The organism is Virgibacillus dokdonensis (assembly GCF_900166595.1).
Lineage (GTDB): Bacteria > Bacillota > Bacilli > Bacillales > Amphibacillaceae > Virgibacillus > Virgibacillus dokdonensis.
Map to the genome: position 1 here is coordinate 3,909,531 of NZ_LT745763.1, position 16,074 is coordinate 3,925,604.

A 16,074-nucleotide genomic window follows, 5' to 3' on the forward strand; every position below is an offset into this window, starting at 1 on the left:
ATCCACTCTATTCCATCTACTTCCATCTACTTAGAAAAATAACGTACATAGTTTGAATTTCCGGTAATATATAACCCAGACTTTAACTTATACATTTTAGATCCATTTACATATAATTCATCATTTACCGTAAACACCTCTCCTTGGTGCACTATTTCGTATTTTGCGTCCCAGTCAGGAGCATTATATACCCATAAACTAGCAGTAATTACTTCTACAAAACTTGCACTTCCTGAAGGGACTCCACTAACGACTAGTACTTGTCCAGGATAAATGATGTCATCGGTAAGGTTATTTAACGCCTGTAACTTGCTAACAGTCATACTATGTGCCTGTGCAATCCCCCATAATGAGTCTCCTGCTTTAACCGTATACGTAGTCCCGCCTCCCTCTGGCTGTAATCCCAAATATGCAGCAATAGCATCTGCTAAAGCTTTTCCAGTAAGGTCCATCGTCGTATTATTGCGCATTTTGACAATATCAATGGTAGAATCCATAAATCCACCTTCAATGAGAATAGCGGGCATTATGGACTCCCGAAGCATATGAAAATTTGCCGATTTTATACCTCGATCACGTAATCCCATCGCCCCGACAATACTTGGATGAATAGCTCTTGCTAAAGCTAATCCACTAGATGACCCCGGATAGTAATACGTCTCTGTTCCTGTCCAAGAACCCCATTGCCCGGTATTCGCATTGTGATGATAGGATATTAAAATATCTGCATCAGCATTATTTGCTACATTCGTTCTTGTCGTTAACGGCACATCTGTATCTCCTGTAGGATCGTCCATCCGTATAACAGTGGTATTCGCATACCTATTTAAATACTTGATAGCCGCAGACACAACTTTATTATTAAATGTCCACTCCCTTTCTCCAGCAGGGCTTCGTTTACCCGGCGTATGCATTCCATGCCCAGCACCAATAGCGATTTTTGCCATTGTAAATTCCTCCTTTTAATATAATGTATTAAAAAGACAGCTTGCCCGATTGGACTAGCCGTCTGTCTATTTGGTAAGGTTTGACCTTTGTAGCACTTCTTTTTGTTGCCTTCCCCTAAGCGTAATATAATTATTTTTAAACCATGTCCACACAGAGACTATAAATGTAACTCCATAAGCAATAACTTCCTCTTCTAACAATGGTATAGGCTGTAAATTGTAATTTACTAAAAACGCATTGATCCAAACTATCGCTAACGCTATTGTTCTAACCACCGTACCTTTATCCATACGTTTACCTCCCTTTCGTTTAAATATATTGTCCAATCAAAATTAACAGTGTAATAAAAGCAAAAAGCCACCCACCCCAAAGGCGGATAGCTTCCAACACCGTAAATTTTCCTTCTGTTTTTGCTTCCATTCTCTCTACCTTTTCTTTCACAACCCCTAGCTCTTCGCGTAAACCATTATATTTCTTAATCATATTTCGTGTCTCTTGCATCTCATGTCGCAAATCTTTAAACTCACCTTGAATAGCCGCAATTTGCTCAAATAATTCTTTATTTGTGTACCATTGAGACATAATTACCTCCTTTCATGATGCAGTAAATATAAAGAAACACCTCGTTTGAGATGCTTTAAAAGCTTCTTTCCATTCTTTTTATTTATTGGCTTTAAGTTCTGCAACTTCTTTTTCTAATGTTTCAACTCTATTTAATAATACCTGGGCAACTTTAGCTACAATTGCATTCATAGACCCTGTATCAAAAGAGTAAAATTCACTCTCGTCTTCTTTTATCACTTCCAATAGTTCTTCTGGAGCGGTTTCAGGAATCAAAACACCATATGATGTTTTATCATCAACCTCCAACTCATCTCCCATATCGTATACATTATTATAAGTTTTATAACTTGCACTCTCTAAAATTCCTTTTGCATCATAAAATGTTAAATCTTCAATGTTTCTATATCTTCTCTCAATTGGTTGCATTGTAGTACACTCCTTTTAAATTATTTATTTTCTCACTTACTCAATTCAAAAAAGGAACACTTTACCTTAAAAGCGAAAAAACAACGCCTATTCAGCGTTTTCCTTTTCCTGCTGTGTATTTGCCTTTAACTCATTGATTTCTTCTTGCTGTGCAGTAATTATTGCCTCGTGATAGGCTTTTTCTTGTGACAGCTGTGCAACTTGATTACTTAATGCATTCACTACATATTGTAAATTAACTTCTTGTTCCATTTTACACTCACCCTTTTAAATTTTTCTCCAATTCATTAACTCGTCTAACTAAATCCTTTGTAACGTTAAGATTGTGGGATATCATTGCATATAGCCTTACAGCTGTTCCCTCTTCACTTAAAATTTCGTCAGGTGCTTCATCTGATACGACTCCATAGCTTTTGAAGGTGTCTATATGACAGACCTTACCATCTTGGTCCTTTCTAATATAGTTATATTTACGCATTCTTAATGCATCTAGAATACGATATGATTCACCAATCGGTAAATCTTGAATATTTCTTTTTTGACTGCGCGTCGATGTTTCATTAATATGAACTGCATTGATTTTCCACAAGTGATAATGTGCTGTTCCTACATAGCCCCAAGCGTTAGTATCAGGTTCAAGACAAGGGTTCTCATGTCCATCTATAGTAGTACGTCCTCGCATTTTAAAATAATGTTTTTGAAAACCATTACTTCGTTCATTTTTCATCACGAACCTGTGCTCTCGCGCATAATAAATCGTATTCATTTTATAATGCGTCCGCAATTCCATTCCTACGCCGTCTGCGCCACTTCCGATGACAAACGTATCATTTACGTTCATTCCTATTCCTGCTGACTTGCTCCCACTGCCTCCAAAGAAGCGAATTGTACTAGGGTCTGATTGCCCTTTTCCTCCTATATCACGGACTCCGATATGAATACGCACATTTCCTTTATTATCAATTGACTCGAATCCTGCATCATCAAGCTGTATGGCCTGTGTCCCATTTTTAACACGTATTAGTACCTTATTTGCATCTATAATACCTGAACTTATTTTGTCAGCACTTAAGCTAGAGATCATTGCATTTGTTACTCTTACGTTGGCTATCTTAGCAAAATCTATTTTGGCGTTACCTGCAATAAGGTCATTGGTAATTACGCCATCCTTAATATAAACTTTCCCGTTTCTAACGACTAAATCACCATCGATGGAAACGCGTTGTGCGTTAATTTTAATCTGTTCGGGGGATTGATTAATACTGGACACTACACCATTCTTGCTTACTTTTGACTCAATACGGTCAGCGTGTTGTTTAATAGTTGATTCTGCTGTACTAACACGCATGGTCATATTATCCATGTCTTTGTTATAAGTAGTTTCCGTTACCTTCCCCTCGATCAAGTCCGCTTGCTGTTTAAACGTGGAGTTAGCCGTACTTTTAAACTTTTCGTAGTCGGTTTTTATTGCCGAAAAATTTTGCTCAACACCTTTTGCTGTTTGCTCAATTTCCGATGCGTAGTGTTCAACAGATTCGATTTTTCTATCGGTGTCTTCGGGTGCTGGCGTCCAATCGGTTGCCTTGTTACCTTTTTCTAATTTTATATTCCTAACATGTATTACACTACCTGTTTGGTCAACGTTATCTCCGTACTCTAGAGCTTTTATAATTAGTAGACTTTTACTCTGCACCTCTCTATCTGGTATTTTCATAGTTGTTTTAATGCGTACCCACTTGCCATTTGTTTCAGGTACAGTAGTAGCAGGAGAATGTCTTTGTTTACCTGGGCTTCTAGTATCAAACGACATCAAAGCATGGGAGTTAGTAAATTCAGCTTTTACATCCATGGATAACGTGAACTCTTCACCTATTGATTTATAAAAGTTTTCGTCAGTTATATGGTCTTCTATAAATGTGTAAGCGTTCCAATAACGAGTATCATTTCCAATTATTTCGATTGTTGTTATACCATCTTTAAACGACTGCCTTACGTTCTCTCTACGGTCAGACCCCGATAGAAATATTTTTTGGCTATTTTTTAATAAATTCCTTCCGCCAACCTGAATATTATTGATTTTAGCTTCAAAATCCTCAGGCGCAGGTGTCCAGTCTGTGGCTTTATTGCCTTTTTCAATTTTTAAAGAGTGGAATTGAATTTCATTATCCCTTTTAAAATCGGAAATCCAAAAATGCATATTATAGTTATCTGCGTTTTCGTTAGTTACCTCATATACACATTCAAATTTAAACCAGTTTGTTGTTATTTTACTTATATTTCTAGATATCATTTTAGAACTATTCCCTAAAACTCTCACATTAAATTCTCTGTTCCCTTTGATATAACCAGAAAACATATATCTTTCTCCAAATGATGTAGCCTTAGGAGCTCTAGATTTAATAGGTAAATAGATAACACCTTCATTCGCTTCACTATCATTGTCTCTAGTAGCTTTAAATGTAGCTACATATCCTGATGGCACAGTTGCATCTTCTGTAATATTTTTTGTTGTGGAAATTTTATAAGGAGATAACGGATATTTGGCACTATCAAGAATAAAATTCCTTCCACCAACCTCTATCTTACCCAGCTCGCCTTTAACATAAGTTGCATCGACTTTACTTCTAATCATATCCGCCTGTTGTTCGATACTAGATTTATTACTGTTGATGTCGGTAATTATACCTTGCTTATCGGTGTTGTAAGTGGTGTTATCAACCTTGCTTGCTATGCCCTCAGCGTTAATCTGTATGGCAGCACTATTTTTATTTATTGTCGTTTCAAGTGTGTCTTTGTCTTGTTGATATTGCGTATTATCAACTTTAGCAGTAATATCTGTTTCTGTTTGACTAATACGAGATTCATGATTTTCCAGATCTGTAACGATGCCATCTTTGTCGGTCTCGTAAGTTGTTTTGGATACCACATTATCAAACTTATTATCTAATTGCTCTACCGTATAAACATCCGCTTTATTCGCTTTTGCAACTAGCCGACCATTCACCCATTCAGCATCTACTTTATTCGCCAAATCCGTAACCAATTGACCGACTTGTTCTTGATAATCTGCTATAGAAATGGCGCCTACATCTGCTGCATTTTTAGGTGCTAATGGCTTCCATGATTCGCTTTCTTCATCCCAATGATAGAGAATATTAGGGTTTTCACTTGTGTTTAACCAGTACTTATATTCACTTGGACTAGGATACTCTTCCCCTTTATAAATCCCGTATTCGATAAAGTCTGGGACAATTTCCTCTAAATCTGACAAATGTAATTGTACCGTTGAAGCACTAACCTGTTCGGAGTACTCGCTTGCTGTTCCATGTGTGTTCACGGCTCTTACTCGAAAATACCATTTTTCGTCTGTATCAGCATCAAAGTTATATGCGCCTACTTTGCCACGGAAAACAAGATTTGTAGAATCTGGGACAAACCCGTTTATTTGACTTGCATAAATCTCGTAAGCTGCTATCGCATAGGTGGATTCAAATGTCCATGACAGCATAATCTTTTTAAATAACCCTGTTGCGGAAACATCTTGTGGCGTATCAGGAACAATATCAGGAAATCTTCCATCCGTAATTGGTCCACCACCAGCATCCCAACTTGCGCTATCCTCTTTTACTTTATCAATGACCCAATCCATATCACGCTCATCTGGATGTAAGTCTAATATATTTCCTAAGACAAGGCTCCCGTCTCTCGGGTTGCCAATATCATATTTCCAAGACATAATTCTTGCTTCCACTAACACCATCGGCTTCATATCTTTGTCCCTAGCAATGCCTGTATCACCTAAGAATACGTGTTCATGTTCGTAATCTGCTATACCATAAAATGTAATGATATCCATTTCGTATTGAACCTTTGGAGCTTTTTCAGTTTGAACTGCCTCCCATGTCTTTACGAGTAGCTTTTCGGGATCTTCCCCGTCATTATCTTCAAATAAGCCAAATCGATGCATGAGCTCACCTGTTTCATGATTGAACACCCCATGGGTTTCCAGTGCTACCGAATCACCAACCCACGCTTGCCCCTTTGGTTTATCCGTGGGATCGCCCTTTTCTTTTACCCACTCTACGTCACGAAAAGTCACTTTCCCAGCGCCTTCCTCACCGGATTGTAAGGATTTCCCTTGACCATATAAAGCTGTTTTCGGATAATATAGAACCGTCCTCGTCAAATTCTTTATATCCTTATCCATTTCAAAACGTTTTCCGGTATCTGAGCCTTTACGCTGAACAATATCAATATAGCGACCGGTTATTTTGTTTCCCGCTACCTCGATGCGATCTACAATTTCACCGCCCCAACGTGATGTTAGCTTTCCTAAACAATCGTAGGCATTTTGATAGGAAAAGCTGATGTCATATAACCCTAAATCAGCTACATTACCGACTTTCCAGCGGGAATACTGTAAAATAATACCTAGCACAGCTTCAGCGGATTTATTTACCGTTTCACCATCCGTCACAATAACATCTGTTAATTCTTGCATCGCCGGCATACATTGGATGACCTTTTCCGGAGCTTCTCCGTCGATATCATCCACTTCACGAATGGTAAATAAACGAAGGTTTCCTTTTAAATCCTTAAACGCAACTTGGTTTCCACCTACGAAATAGGCAGCATCCTTATCGGACATAGGAAAAGTAATCGAAAAAGAGACGGGCTTTTCAACCGTCTCTTCAAAAATGGCCTCCACATAGTGGTTAGTGATGGCTAATAGCTCATCATACTTATTAAAAATGAAAATCCTTTCTTTCATCTCTACAACCACCTTTCCGTATACGTTACTTCTAATTGCATGGCAGGAATTGTTTTTATTTCATTTTTCCCTGGTCTTAATTGAAAGAAATCTGCATAGACAAGATCAATAGCCTCCATTTGTAACTGCCCATTAATCCATACCTTTTGTTTTGAAAAATCTACCGTCACCACATCATTCACTTTAAATGGATGGTGCAGGCGTAATTTTTCATCAGCTAAGCTGTATTCTACATACGGTATTCCTTCTTTTAAAACAGATGTAATCATAGGCGACGCGGGAGCGGTTCCATTCACATATACTTCATTTTTTTGTGCCATCTCGATCCAACGCATTATGCTTCACCCTCAGGCGGTGTTCCTTGTTGAGCTTCTAGCGCTGTGATCCTCTCTTTAATCACTTCTATTTCATTTAAAATTGCTGTAATATTCGCTTGATTTTCTTGTCCAACCGTTGCATTATTGCCAATACTTTCGTGAATCGATAAAATATCTTCGCCTAACGCTGTGATATCTGCTTTATTTTCCGTTATACTTCCCGTGTTCAGTTCAATACTTTCTCCGTGTTTCTCTAGCGATTTTTGATGGTTGGTTACTTTTGCATCCATCGCTGTTACATCGTTTTGTAATGTCGTCACATGTTCATGCACGTCATTTAAACTCGTTTGTAAAGCTTCATCCTTATTTTGTAGCCGTTCTACTTCTGCATCAATTTTATCTGCATTTTGCGCAAAGTTAGCAATAGAAACATCAATTTTATCTGTTATTTCTGGCTTTACCAATTGCAAATTTGGTGTACTAGTTGCCAATAAAATCACCCCACTTGTTATTTTTGTATGCTTCCCACGTATATTTTTTCAACGCAATCGATTTGTATGTTTCCCCGTATTTAAAAGGATCGGAGCATAAAAACACGAGCTCAGCTACTATGCTATTCGCCGTTTCTTCTGGAACATCATTTGCCGATAAAGTCGCATAAAAAAAAGCCGCTTCATCGGTAAAAGCTAACTTCTTTTGTGATTCTTGCAATAAATTATTTAGTTGGTTGTACCGCTTTCTGAACCCTTCCTTTGTTTGATCGGTTAGCTTATATTTGACCGTAATTTCTTTCGCATTCCATGTCGGTTCATTTGCTTCTAACACCCCGTGCATTCCTGGTACGTCCACTGTCGAAATTCGTTGTTCCAGATTGCTTCTCCCAGAAATGACCAATGTGGTAAAATCCCCTGATTGATCAGATAAGTCATGATCTAAATTAACTCCATTAAATATCGTCTGCAATCGCGAGGCTCTTTCACTGTTGTCATCCGCTTCCTTCGTTACTGTATCTACAAACGTATACATCCTACACCTCCTACCAACTCTGCTGTCTTGTTAGATTGGATTTTCTTGTTTGTGCATTCGTAATATCTTCTACAAACGCACTAAATTGCTGCTTGCCAATAGAAACATGGACTACTGCAGGCTGTTTTTGTGCGCTCCATTCATTTAAAAACGGTTGCGATGGTTGAACGTTCACTGCTTGATGAAGACTACGAACCTCTCCAGCTATACGTGGTAATGTAAACTGCGGGTTAAAGGAATCCTGTACTTGATCCGATACCGCACTTGCTGCAGTAACAACATTTTTTGCCATTTGCTGAATCCCCATAGCAAATCCCGCCATCGTGTCATCGCCAATATCTCGAAATAAACGGGATGGTGATTTAATGCCTAAAAATTTCAACACACCACCGACAGCATCTTTGGCAGCATTTAACACAGCATCGCCTACCTTAGAAGCATTATCTGCAATACCTTGTATCAAGCCCATAATTAAATCTTTTCCTGCTGACACCATGTTGCTAGCAAACTCCATTACCTTTCCAGGCATTTTACCAATTTGCGTTCCTACTTCTGTTACAGCTTCGGTGAGCTTTGATCGTATCGCTTGAAACACTTCCTGGAATTTTTGTCGCACTGCAGTTACAATCGCCTGTGCTTTTTCTACAGCGCTCGATACCATCGTTAAAAATCCTTGTACGACAGCATCTTTCGCACTACCAATTAAGGAAGCAATGGTTTCCTTCACTTGCGTAAATTTTGTTTTTATCGTTTGCCAAATGGTACTAGTCATGGTGGAAACAAATTCCTTCATTATATTCCAGATGTTCATAAACGTGGACTTAATCGTTTCCCAGGCCCCAGACCAATCTCCAGTAATTAGTTGCATCACTGTTCGAATAATGCCCATCACTAACTCCATAGCTATTTTTATCGTTGTTTTTATGATGTTCCAAACTAATTTAATTTGTGTTGAAATGAGTGTCCAAGCCGCGATTAAAAATGGCTTTATGATATTCATCACTGTCATAATAACCGTCTTAATTGCTCCCCAGACAGATTGGAATATTTGTAAAAGCAATGCCTGGTTTTCCGTCCACCACGTTGTCAATGATCCCCAAAGTGTCATAACAAACGTGACAATTTCCTGAACCACCGGCATCATAAATGCACGGATCGATTCCCACACACTCATGACAATATCTCGAAACGTTTGACTATTCGTCCATAAATAAGCAAACCCTACCGCCAGTAAAGTCACTAACGTTATTATTAAGGCGAGGGGATTGGCAGCTAAAATAGAAAATAAGCTCATGACTCCTTCCTTCAATGCCAACATAGTTGGTAAAAAATTCGTCATCACGGAATTAATTGTTTCAAACAAAACAGGCATACCGCTTAATATCCCCATAAACGGGTCTAGTACAGCCTGAACTTGAGCAATTCCTTCTGTCATTCCTGGGATAAACCCTAACGATTCCTGCATTTCTCCCAGCTTCGTAACGACAGGGTCTACCTTCTCTTGCAACGTTTTAAACGCATCCCCGGCTTCATTTAATCCTTCTGCTTGTACTTTAAAGCCTTGCATAAACCGCCCCGGCTCATTCGATCCTTCCGCCATAAGGCACCTCCTTTTCCGTATTCACCTGTTTAGCAATAGCTGCTAAACGTTTCATTTTATCACTCACCCGCTTAGGCTTGGTTACTTCCTTCAAATGTTTTTCATAATCAAAGAAATCTTTAAATCGCTTGTAAATAGGTACTTGCTTTTTACCTTGTTCTTTTGTTAGTGTGACTTGGTGATTAATCCATGCTTGCTTATACATCTTGTATTCCTTATCTACTTGCTGCAATCGAAATGCACGTATTCGTAAAGCATACTCCCCTAACGTGAGCACTTCAATATCTTTCAGTTTTGTAAACGCTAAAAAGCGGAAACAGTTAATAATGATATCCTCATATGCTTCTTTTGAGGTTATGCTTTCTTGTGATTGGTTGTTGCTTGCATTTGTTTGATCGTGTCCTTCATGACTGGTGACTTCCCCAATGCATCCTTTAACGCTGTAAATAATTCCTCAAGCCCGTCATTTTCTAAAGCATACTGTTCAATAGCTTTTTCGATTTGACTGTTACTTGGGGTTGTATCCAAATAGGAAATAGCTGCTCTAATAACCGCATGAATAGCAACTGGATTCCATTGCTGCAAATTCATAAACGCCATGTTCACACCCATTCCAAATTTCATCCCTTGATAATCCACTTCATACACTTTGTCCAGTTCACGAATAAATTTTATACCAAATTTCAATTCATACACTTTTTCATTAATAGTAAATTCCATGTCTCTTCAACCTCCAAAATTTAAATATAGTAACCAATGAATATAGCTGTATTCATTGGTTACTTGAACTAAGGCTCGGGGCGCCCGGTTAGCAACGTAGCGAGTGGAACGAAACGACTAAAGTTTTAGGAATCATGGTGAGACGGTGTTGACGAACCATTGATGACTTATCGTAAGGCGATTCGTGAAGTCGCCTAGTTGCTGGGCGCTGGAGCCGGACGTGGCTAAATAACTTAGTTAGTTTATCCACAGCTGCAAAATTTTATAATTTCCTAGACAACAAAAAACTTGGCTTGTCACCAATTTCTTACGGTGGAAGCCGTAGTTTTACTTACTATAAACCCTTAAAACTCTAAACATTTATATAGTGTAAAAAATCGTCAGCTTATTCTTACCCACGATAATTACATACTTATTTCTCACATAAAATTTTTACGTCAATTCATCATGCAAATTTTATACAAGATCGATTACATTTACATAAATAGGATCAGCAAGATTTATTAACCCTCAACAGGAGCTTCCGCTTTTGTATCTTGGAATGCATATTGAACTGCTGCTTGCTGCTCCTCTGTGAGTGTTGCTTCACCAAATTGTGGCTCCAGTTCTACGGTGAAGTTAGCTGAAATGGCAGCATTTTCTTCTGCACTAGCTGGATCTTCCCATGAATCTAAATAGCCTTGAGCATAAATAGCTGGAAATTTATTGTCAGCTGTTTTTAGTTCTTCATCTACAGTTACTTCCCATAACTCCAGCTTTTGTCCATGAATGACTGACTGTCGAAGCATGTTTGCAACTGGATCATCCATTGCTTGAATAGCTTCAATAGCCACTTCTGATTCCAATCCTCCGACATTAATGAGAGAACCGTCTTTCGTAATAATTCTTTCTAATTCACGAGAATAACTAAACGTATGCTCGGTTTGAAATACTAATTTAGCTGCTTCTTCTCCTTGATTCTCCAATAAACGGAATAATAAAATCTTGTTTTTACCTGCTTGCATTTTCTTTTGTGTATCTGTCATTTTCATGACCTCCTAATTATAATTTTTGATTGCTTATGCTATGGACCGACTGCAACGAAACAACTTATTTATCTCCTATACCATTTGCGAACACCTCCTTAAAGCAAACTAAAAAAGCCTTACATACCGTTCATCATGTGGGGAAGAAGACTTCTTAGATAAACGTGGCTTCCCGCCAAATCTTGATGGCGGAAAAACGTGCTTCTATTTTATTTAGTTTAACGTCATTTCGGACAATTTCCCTAAATTCAAACATCCGAATCAATTGCACATTAATCATTTTTAGATCGTATGTTCGGTAAACCTAGTATACAATAGCTTGTTTTGTGTTGTCATCTACTGAGAAGACTGTGTAAACTGTAACATCCTATCTACAATCGTCTCTTTTATCTTATAGATATGTTTTCTGGAAAGACCCATATGTTTACTAATTGCACTTATTGTCATACCATCCAGCATACATTCTAAAACAGCAATTTCTCTCGGTTCCTCTATTGCAGATAATCTTCCTTGAATAAACAATACCTTTTTCTCTAATTTAGCTAACCAACTGCTTTTTTTATCTCGTCGTATAACTTCTTTACCAACAGGGTCATTTATGGCTCCCTTTGCTCTCGGTAACGTAGCTTCCACTCCTGATGCTGCAACAAGTTTCGAGCCGATATCTTCTTCCAACATCATTCGTTGACGCTTTATTTCTCTAATCATCCAGCTATAATCTTTTATTGCTCTCTCTAACTGTTCCTTGTTCATGAAAACCAGCCCCCTTGCTAAATAATTCCTCTACGTATCTACTTCTTATTATTGGAGCCAAAACACCTGCCCTTTGGTCTTTTCGGTATTCACTTATCACCCATCGAATACAATTTTGTTCATCAAATGACATGTTTTTCTGTTTCATTCCTTCCCTCCTTGTATTCCATAATTTAACTAAAGAACATTTGTTCCTATCATACATTTCTAAAACAGAAATGTCAAATTGTGTTCTTGCTATTTAAGAAATTATTGTTTGTTAACTCGTTTAAATAATGGTATGATGAAATTGCTTAGAAAAAATTGGCTTATCGAAAAAATCTAGTCTTTCTTATACGATAAACCTTAGAAATAAAAAAACTTTCCATAAATTAGAATTTTATTTTCATGGTAGATAATTCGTCCGATGCGAGTGATGATCGTTTCCTATCATGCAAAAATTGAAAGTGGTGTTGGCATTGAATGTGGGTAAGAGAATTGTTCAATTGAGAGAGAGACAAGGTTGGAGTCAGCGCGATCTTGCGAAACAATTAGACATAAACGTTAGTGTGATGAATCGGATCGAATCGGGAGAAAGACCGATAAAAGACCATGAATTAGATAAGCTTGCTACTGCTTTGCAAGTTACTTCTGATTATTTACTAGGACGATCTAATAATCCGAATTTAACAGAAGAGGAAGCGTTTGTAGCTTTTCGTAATGACCCTTCCCTAGAAAGATGGTATAAAGAATTACCAAACAATAAAGAAGAAGATCTTAAACGACTGAAGAGGATATGGGAAGCTTTTAAAGAAGAAGAATAAACGTTTATTAGTGTATACGTCTATACACTATTTATTTTTATTCTCACAAGAACAAATGTTCGTTTTCGTTAAGGGGGTATTTGATGTATCTTTCTCGAACAGAAGATTATATTCAGCAGTTTCTTCTGGAACGTCATATTCGTAAACCAAAAGATTTAACAATCGAAAATATTGCCTCTTCGCTCGATGTATCTGTCTATTATTGGGAATATAGCAGTGAATGTGTATATGTAAATGAGAAATGCCTGATTTTTATAAATTATAACCGAAGTCCACAGGAACAATGGCAGGAATTTGGGCATGAAATAGCTCATTACCTTTGGCATGCTGGTCGCCAAGAATTTCTACCCACACTTTTTACAGAATTACAAGAATGGCAAGCAAATTATTTTAGTTACCATTTATGTGTTCCTACATTTATGTTACAACGCTTAAAACCAAAAATAACACCTAACATGATCGTAAATACTTTTCAAGTAGAATACCATTTTGCTTGTAAACGCTTAGAGATGTATCAAAGCAAACAGCTTGTTTCTATCTAATAGAGGTCATCTCTGATTTTTCTTTATGGTTACAAGCAGTCATGCGTATAGAAACCAAATTAAAAAGCAAATTTTATTTCAATAGAAAGTTTTCATTAGACGCAGGTGCGATTAACAAAGTAAAATCACTTTTTCGCACCTGCAGTTGGTTAATGACTCTGTACCTCCTCCATTTTTGACTTAAATTTCATCTTTGAAGTTCGCATTATACTATTTTTGAACAGTTAACTGTTTATTTCGCATTTCTTTTGCAGCTTGCACCATAACTTTCAAAGCGTCTATGGTTTCATCTTCTTTTCTTGTTTTCAAACCGCAATCTGGGTTAATCCAAAATTGATTAGGTGAGATCGTTTGTAATGCACGGTTCATATTTTGTTTGATTTCATAAACAGATGGAATTCTGGGACTATGGATATCATAAACACCTAAACCAATTTCTTTTTGGTACGTATTTTCTTCAAAGATGGAGACGATCTCACCGTGACTTCGTGACGTTTCAATTGAAATGACATCCGCATCAAGATCATCGATACAATCAAAAACATCTTCAAAATTGGAATAGCACATATGTGTATGAATTTGTGTTTCGGGACTAGCCGTTGCCGTTGCAAGACGAAAGACAAGTGACGATTGTTTTAAATATTCCTCCCACTTTGCTCGATTAAGCGGCAACCCTTCACGTAAAGCTGGTTCATCTACTTGAATAATCGTTATGCCCTTTGCCTCTAAAGACTCTATTTCCTTTTGCAATCCTAATGCAATTTGTTTCATAATTTCATAGCGTGGTGCTGCATCATGGACAAAAGACCAATTTAAAATGGTTACTGGCCCTGTTAGCATTCCCTTAACCGGACGTTCTGTTAACGACTGTGCGTAAGCGCTCTCCTTCACCGTTATTGGTTTATCCCAAGACACATCTCCAAAAATCAAAGGTGGTTTGACACATCGTGATCCATACGACTGCACCCAGCCAAACTCTGTCACAGTGAAGCCATTCATTTTTTCCCCAAAATATTCAACCATGTCATTTCGCTCAAATTCACCATGAACAAGAACATCGATATCAAGTTCTTCCTGAATTGTGATCCACCGTTTCATTTGCTTCTTCACAAACTGTTCATACGCATGATCCGTAATCTCACCTTTTCTCCATTTGGTACGCGTTCTTTTTACTTCAGGCGTTTGCGGCAAACTGCCTATTGTCGTTGTCGGCAGTAATGGCAATTGCAAACGCCGCTTTTGCTTTTCTATTCTTTCTGCAAAAGGTATGGATCGTTGTGCATCGTCAGTTGTTAAATGAGCTACTTTTTTCCTTACTTCATCATTGGATTGATACGTCTCTATTAATTGTTTAATTGCCTCATTCGCTTGATTTAAATCATCTTGAACGGAAACCATACCATGATTCAGACCTTTCGCTAATGTAACTGCTTCATCAAGCTTCTCATCAGCAAATGAAAGTCCGTCATAAATGACATTATCCAGCTTTTGTTCTAATGTTTTTGTTACCGGAACATGCAAGAGGGAACAAGATGGTTGAATAATAAGCTGATCATGATGAACTAGCTGTCTAATCTCTTCCATCAGCGTGCGCTTTTCTGCTAAATTAGCTCGCCAAACATTACGTCCATTAATAATTCCTGCTGCTAGCACCTTACCCTTGGGAAATCCATACGTTTTTAATAATTCTAAAGAATCTCCGTGAACAAAATCGATACCAATCGCTTTTACTGGTAGATTCACTATTTTTTCATAAGCAGTTATTTTTTCAAAATACGTTTGTAAAATAATCTTCGCACGAGGTACGTGTTTAGCAAAAGCCTGATACACTTTTTCAACTACTGCGATTTCTTCTTTCGATAATTGCGTTACTAAGATTGGCTCATCTATCTGAATCCAAGATGCCCCCGCTTCGACAAGTTCTTGTAAGACCTGGACATATAATGGTACAAATGTCTCCACAATTGTTGAAAACTCCTGCTCGTCATAACCCTTTGCCAGTTTTACAAATGTTACGGGGCCTAAAAGGACAGGCTTTCCATCAATATCTAGTTTTTCTTTAGCTTCTTGATAAAAAGTTAAAGCACGGTTCTCTACTAATGAAGGTGTGACATCATCTAATTCCGGAACAATATAATGGTAATTTGTGTTAAACCATTTCGTCATTTCAGAAGCGACGGTCCCACCTGTTCCACGTGCAATAGCGAAGTACGTGTGCTTATCTACTTTTCCACCAGTATAGTTAAAACGTTTCGGTACGATTCCAAACGTAACGGCTGTATCTAAAACATGGTCATATAAGGAAAAGTCATTTACCGGGATTAGATCGATTCCTTTTTCTTGTTGTTTTTTCAAATTACGTAAACGGATTTCTGTTGTTTTTTCAAATAATTCCGTCTCGGAAATAACTCCACTCCAAAAATTTTCTAGTGTTCTTTTCCACTCTCGATTTTCTCCAATTCTCGGATAACCAATATTCGAACTCTTTATTTTTGACATATATACTCCTCCATTTTTTATATGTGATCGAAAATCATGATTATTCACATTCTCTCTTGGGTTCTCAGGTTCTAGGATAG

The 16,074-nt window shown here is 37.7% G+C and carries 18 protein-coding genes; 2 read left to right on the plus strand and 16 right to left on the minus strand.

The features are described from left to right. Positions 1-26: 26 nt before the first annotated feature. The 15 genes from B2C77_RS19700 to B2C77_RS19765 form a co-directional block, all read right to left on the minus strand. Entirely contained in the window at positions 27-947 is a 921-nt protein-coding gene (locus B2C77_RS19700) for an N-acetylmuramoyl-L-alanine amidase family protein (RefSeq protein ID WP_077706587.1), read from the minus strand. Positions 948-1,013: 66 nt separating this feature from the next. Then, complete coding sequence (locus tag B2C77_RS19705) at positions 1,014-1,238, minus strand: phage holin (RefSeq protein ID WP_077706588.1); 225 nt, start codon at positions 1,236-1,238, stop codon at positions 1,014-1,016. A gap of 19 nt (positions 1,239-1,257) precedes the next feature. Further along, positions 1,258-1,530 (minus strand): hypothetical protein, encoded by a 273-nt coding sequence (locus B2C77_RS19710; protein ID WP_073012430.1) that lies wholly within the window; start codon positions 1,528-1,530, stop codon positions 1,258-1,260. Positions 1,531-1,608: 78 nt separating this feature from the next. Beyond that, positions 1,609-1,938, minus strand: coding sequence for a hypothetical protein (locus tag B2C77_RS19715; RefSeq protein ID WP_077706589.1), 330 nt, complete (start codon positions 1,936-1,938; stop codon positions 1,609-1,611). An 87-nt stretch (positions 1,939-2,025) separates the two neighbouring features. Continuing rightward, entirely contained in the window at positions 2,026-2,190 is a 165-nt protein-coding gene (locus B2C77_RS21815; protein ID WP_164085351.1) for a hypothetical protein, read from the minus strand. Between the two features lie 7 nt (positions 2,191-2,197). Beyond that, positions 2,198-6,709 carry a phage tail spike protein gene (locus B2C77_RS19720; protein WP_077706590.1) on the minus strand — a complete coding sequence of 1,504 codons (4,512 nt, stop codon included), beginning with the start codon at positions 6,707-6,709 and terminating at the stop codon, positions 2,198-2,200. A 2-nt stretch (positions 6,710-6,711) separates the two neighbouring features. Beyond that, positions 6,712-7,044, minus strand: coding sequence for a phage distal tail protein (locus B2C77_RS19725; protein ID WP_077706591.1), 333 nt, complete (start codon positions 7,042-7,044; stop codon positions 6,712-6,714). Beyond that, positions 7,044-7,517 carry a rhoptry family protein gene (locus B2C77_RS19730; protein ID WP_077706592.1) on the minus strand — a complete coding sequence of 158 codons (474 nt, stop codon included), beginning with the start codon at positions 7,515-7,517 and terminating at the stop codon, positions 7,044-7,046. Before B2C77_RS19730 ends, B2C77_RS19725 begins: the two co-directional genes overlap by 1 nt. Then, positions 7,507-8,052 (minus strand): distal tail protein Dit, encoded by a 546-nt coding sequence (locus B2C77_RS19735; protein ID WP_077706593.1) that lies wholly within the window; start codon positions 8,050-8,052, stop codon positions 7,507-7,509. The genes B2C77_RS19730 and B2C77_RS19735 overlap by 11 nt, the downstream gene beginning before the upstream one ends. Before the next feature lie 10 nt (positions 8,053-8,062). After that, positions 8,063-9,652, minus strand: a complete 1,590-nt coding sequence (locus tag B2C77_RS19740; RefSeq protein WP_077706594.1) for a phage tail protein — start codon at positions 9,650-9,652, stop codon at positions 8,063-8,065. Continuing rightward, a complete protein-coding gene (locus tag B2C77_RS19745; protein ID WP_206193300.1) occupies positions 9,633-9,929 on the minus strand; it encodes a hypothetical protein in 297 nt (98 codons plus the stop codon). The genes B2C77_RS19740 and B2C77_RS19745 overlap by 20 nt, the downstream gene beginning before the upstream one ends. Before the next feature lie 77 nt (positions 9,930-10,006). Continuing rightward, on the minus strand, positions 10,007-10,372 hold the full coding sequence (locus B2C77_RS19750) for a tail assembly chaperone (RefSeq protein WP_077706595.1): 366 nt from the start codon (positions 10,370-10,372) through the stop codon (positions 10,007-10,009). 503 nt (positions 10,373-10,875) lie between these two features. Next, positions 10,876-11,397, minus strand: a complete 522-nt coding sequence (locus B2C77_RS19755; RefSeq protein WP_073012457.1) for a phage major tail protein, TP901-1 family — start codon at positions 11,395-11,397, stop codon at positions 10,876-10,878. A 336-nt stretch (positions 11,398-11,733) separates the two neighbouring features. Next, positions 11,734-12,150, minus strand: a complete 417-nt coding sequence (locus tag B2C77_RS19760) for a helix-turn-helix domain-containing protein (protein ID WP_073012460.1) — start codon at positions 12,148-12,150, stop codon at positions 11,734-11,736. Then, entirely contained in the window at positions 12,110-12,298 is a 189-nt protein-coding gene (locus B2C77_RS19765; RefSeq protein ID WP_073012464.1) for a hypothetical protein, read from the minus strand. The genes B2C77_RS19760 and B2C77_RS19765 overlap by 41 nt, the downstream gene beginning before the upstream one ends. 283 nt (positions 12,299-12,581) lie before the next feature. On the opposite strand from B2C77_RS19765, the gene B2C77_RS19770 reads away from it, so the two are divergent. Together B2C77_RS19770 and B2C77_RS19775 are read left to right on the plus strand one after the other, a co-directional pair. Further along, positions 12,582-12,953, plus strand: a complete 372-nt coding sequence (locus B2C77_RS19770) for a helix-turn-helix domain-containing protein (protein ID WP_254844011.1) — start codon at positions 12,582-12,584, stop codon at positions 12,951-12,953. An 83-nt stretch (positions 12,954-13,036) separates the two neighbouring features. Next, the gene (locus tag B2C77_RS19775) at positions 13,037-13,495 is read left to right on the plus strand and encodes an ImmA/IrrE family metallo-endopeptidase (RefSeq protein WP_077706598.1); all 459 of its coding nucleotides are present in this window, start codon (positions 13,037-13,039) and stop codon (positions 13,493-13,495) included. A 210-nt stretch (positions 13,496-13,705) separates the two neighbouring features. Here B2C77_RS19775 and metE read toward each other — a convergent pair whose 3' ends face one another. Continuing rightward, on the minus strand, positions 13,706-15,994 hold the full coding sequence (metE, locus tag B2C77_RS19780) for a 5-methyltetrahydropteroyltriglutamate--homocysteine S-methyltransferase (RefSeq protein ID WP_077706599.1): 2,289 nt from the start codon (positions 15,992-15,994) through the stop codon (positions 13,706-13,708). Positions 15,995-16,074: the final 80 nt, after the last annotated feature.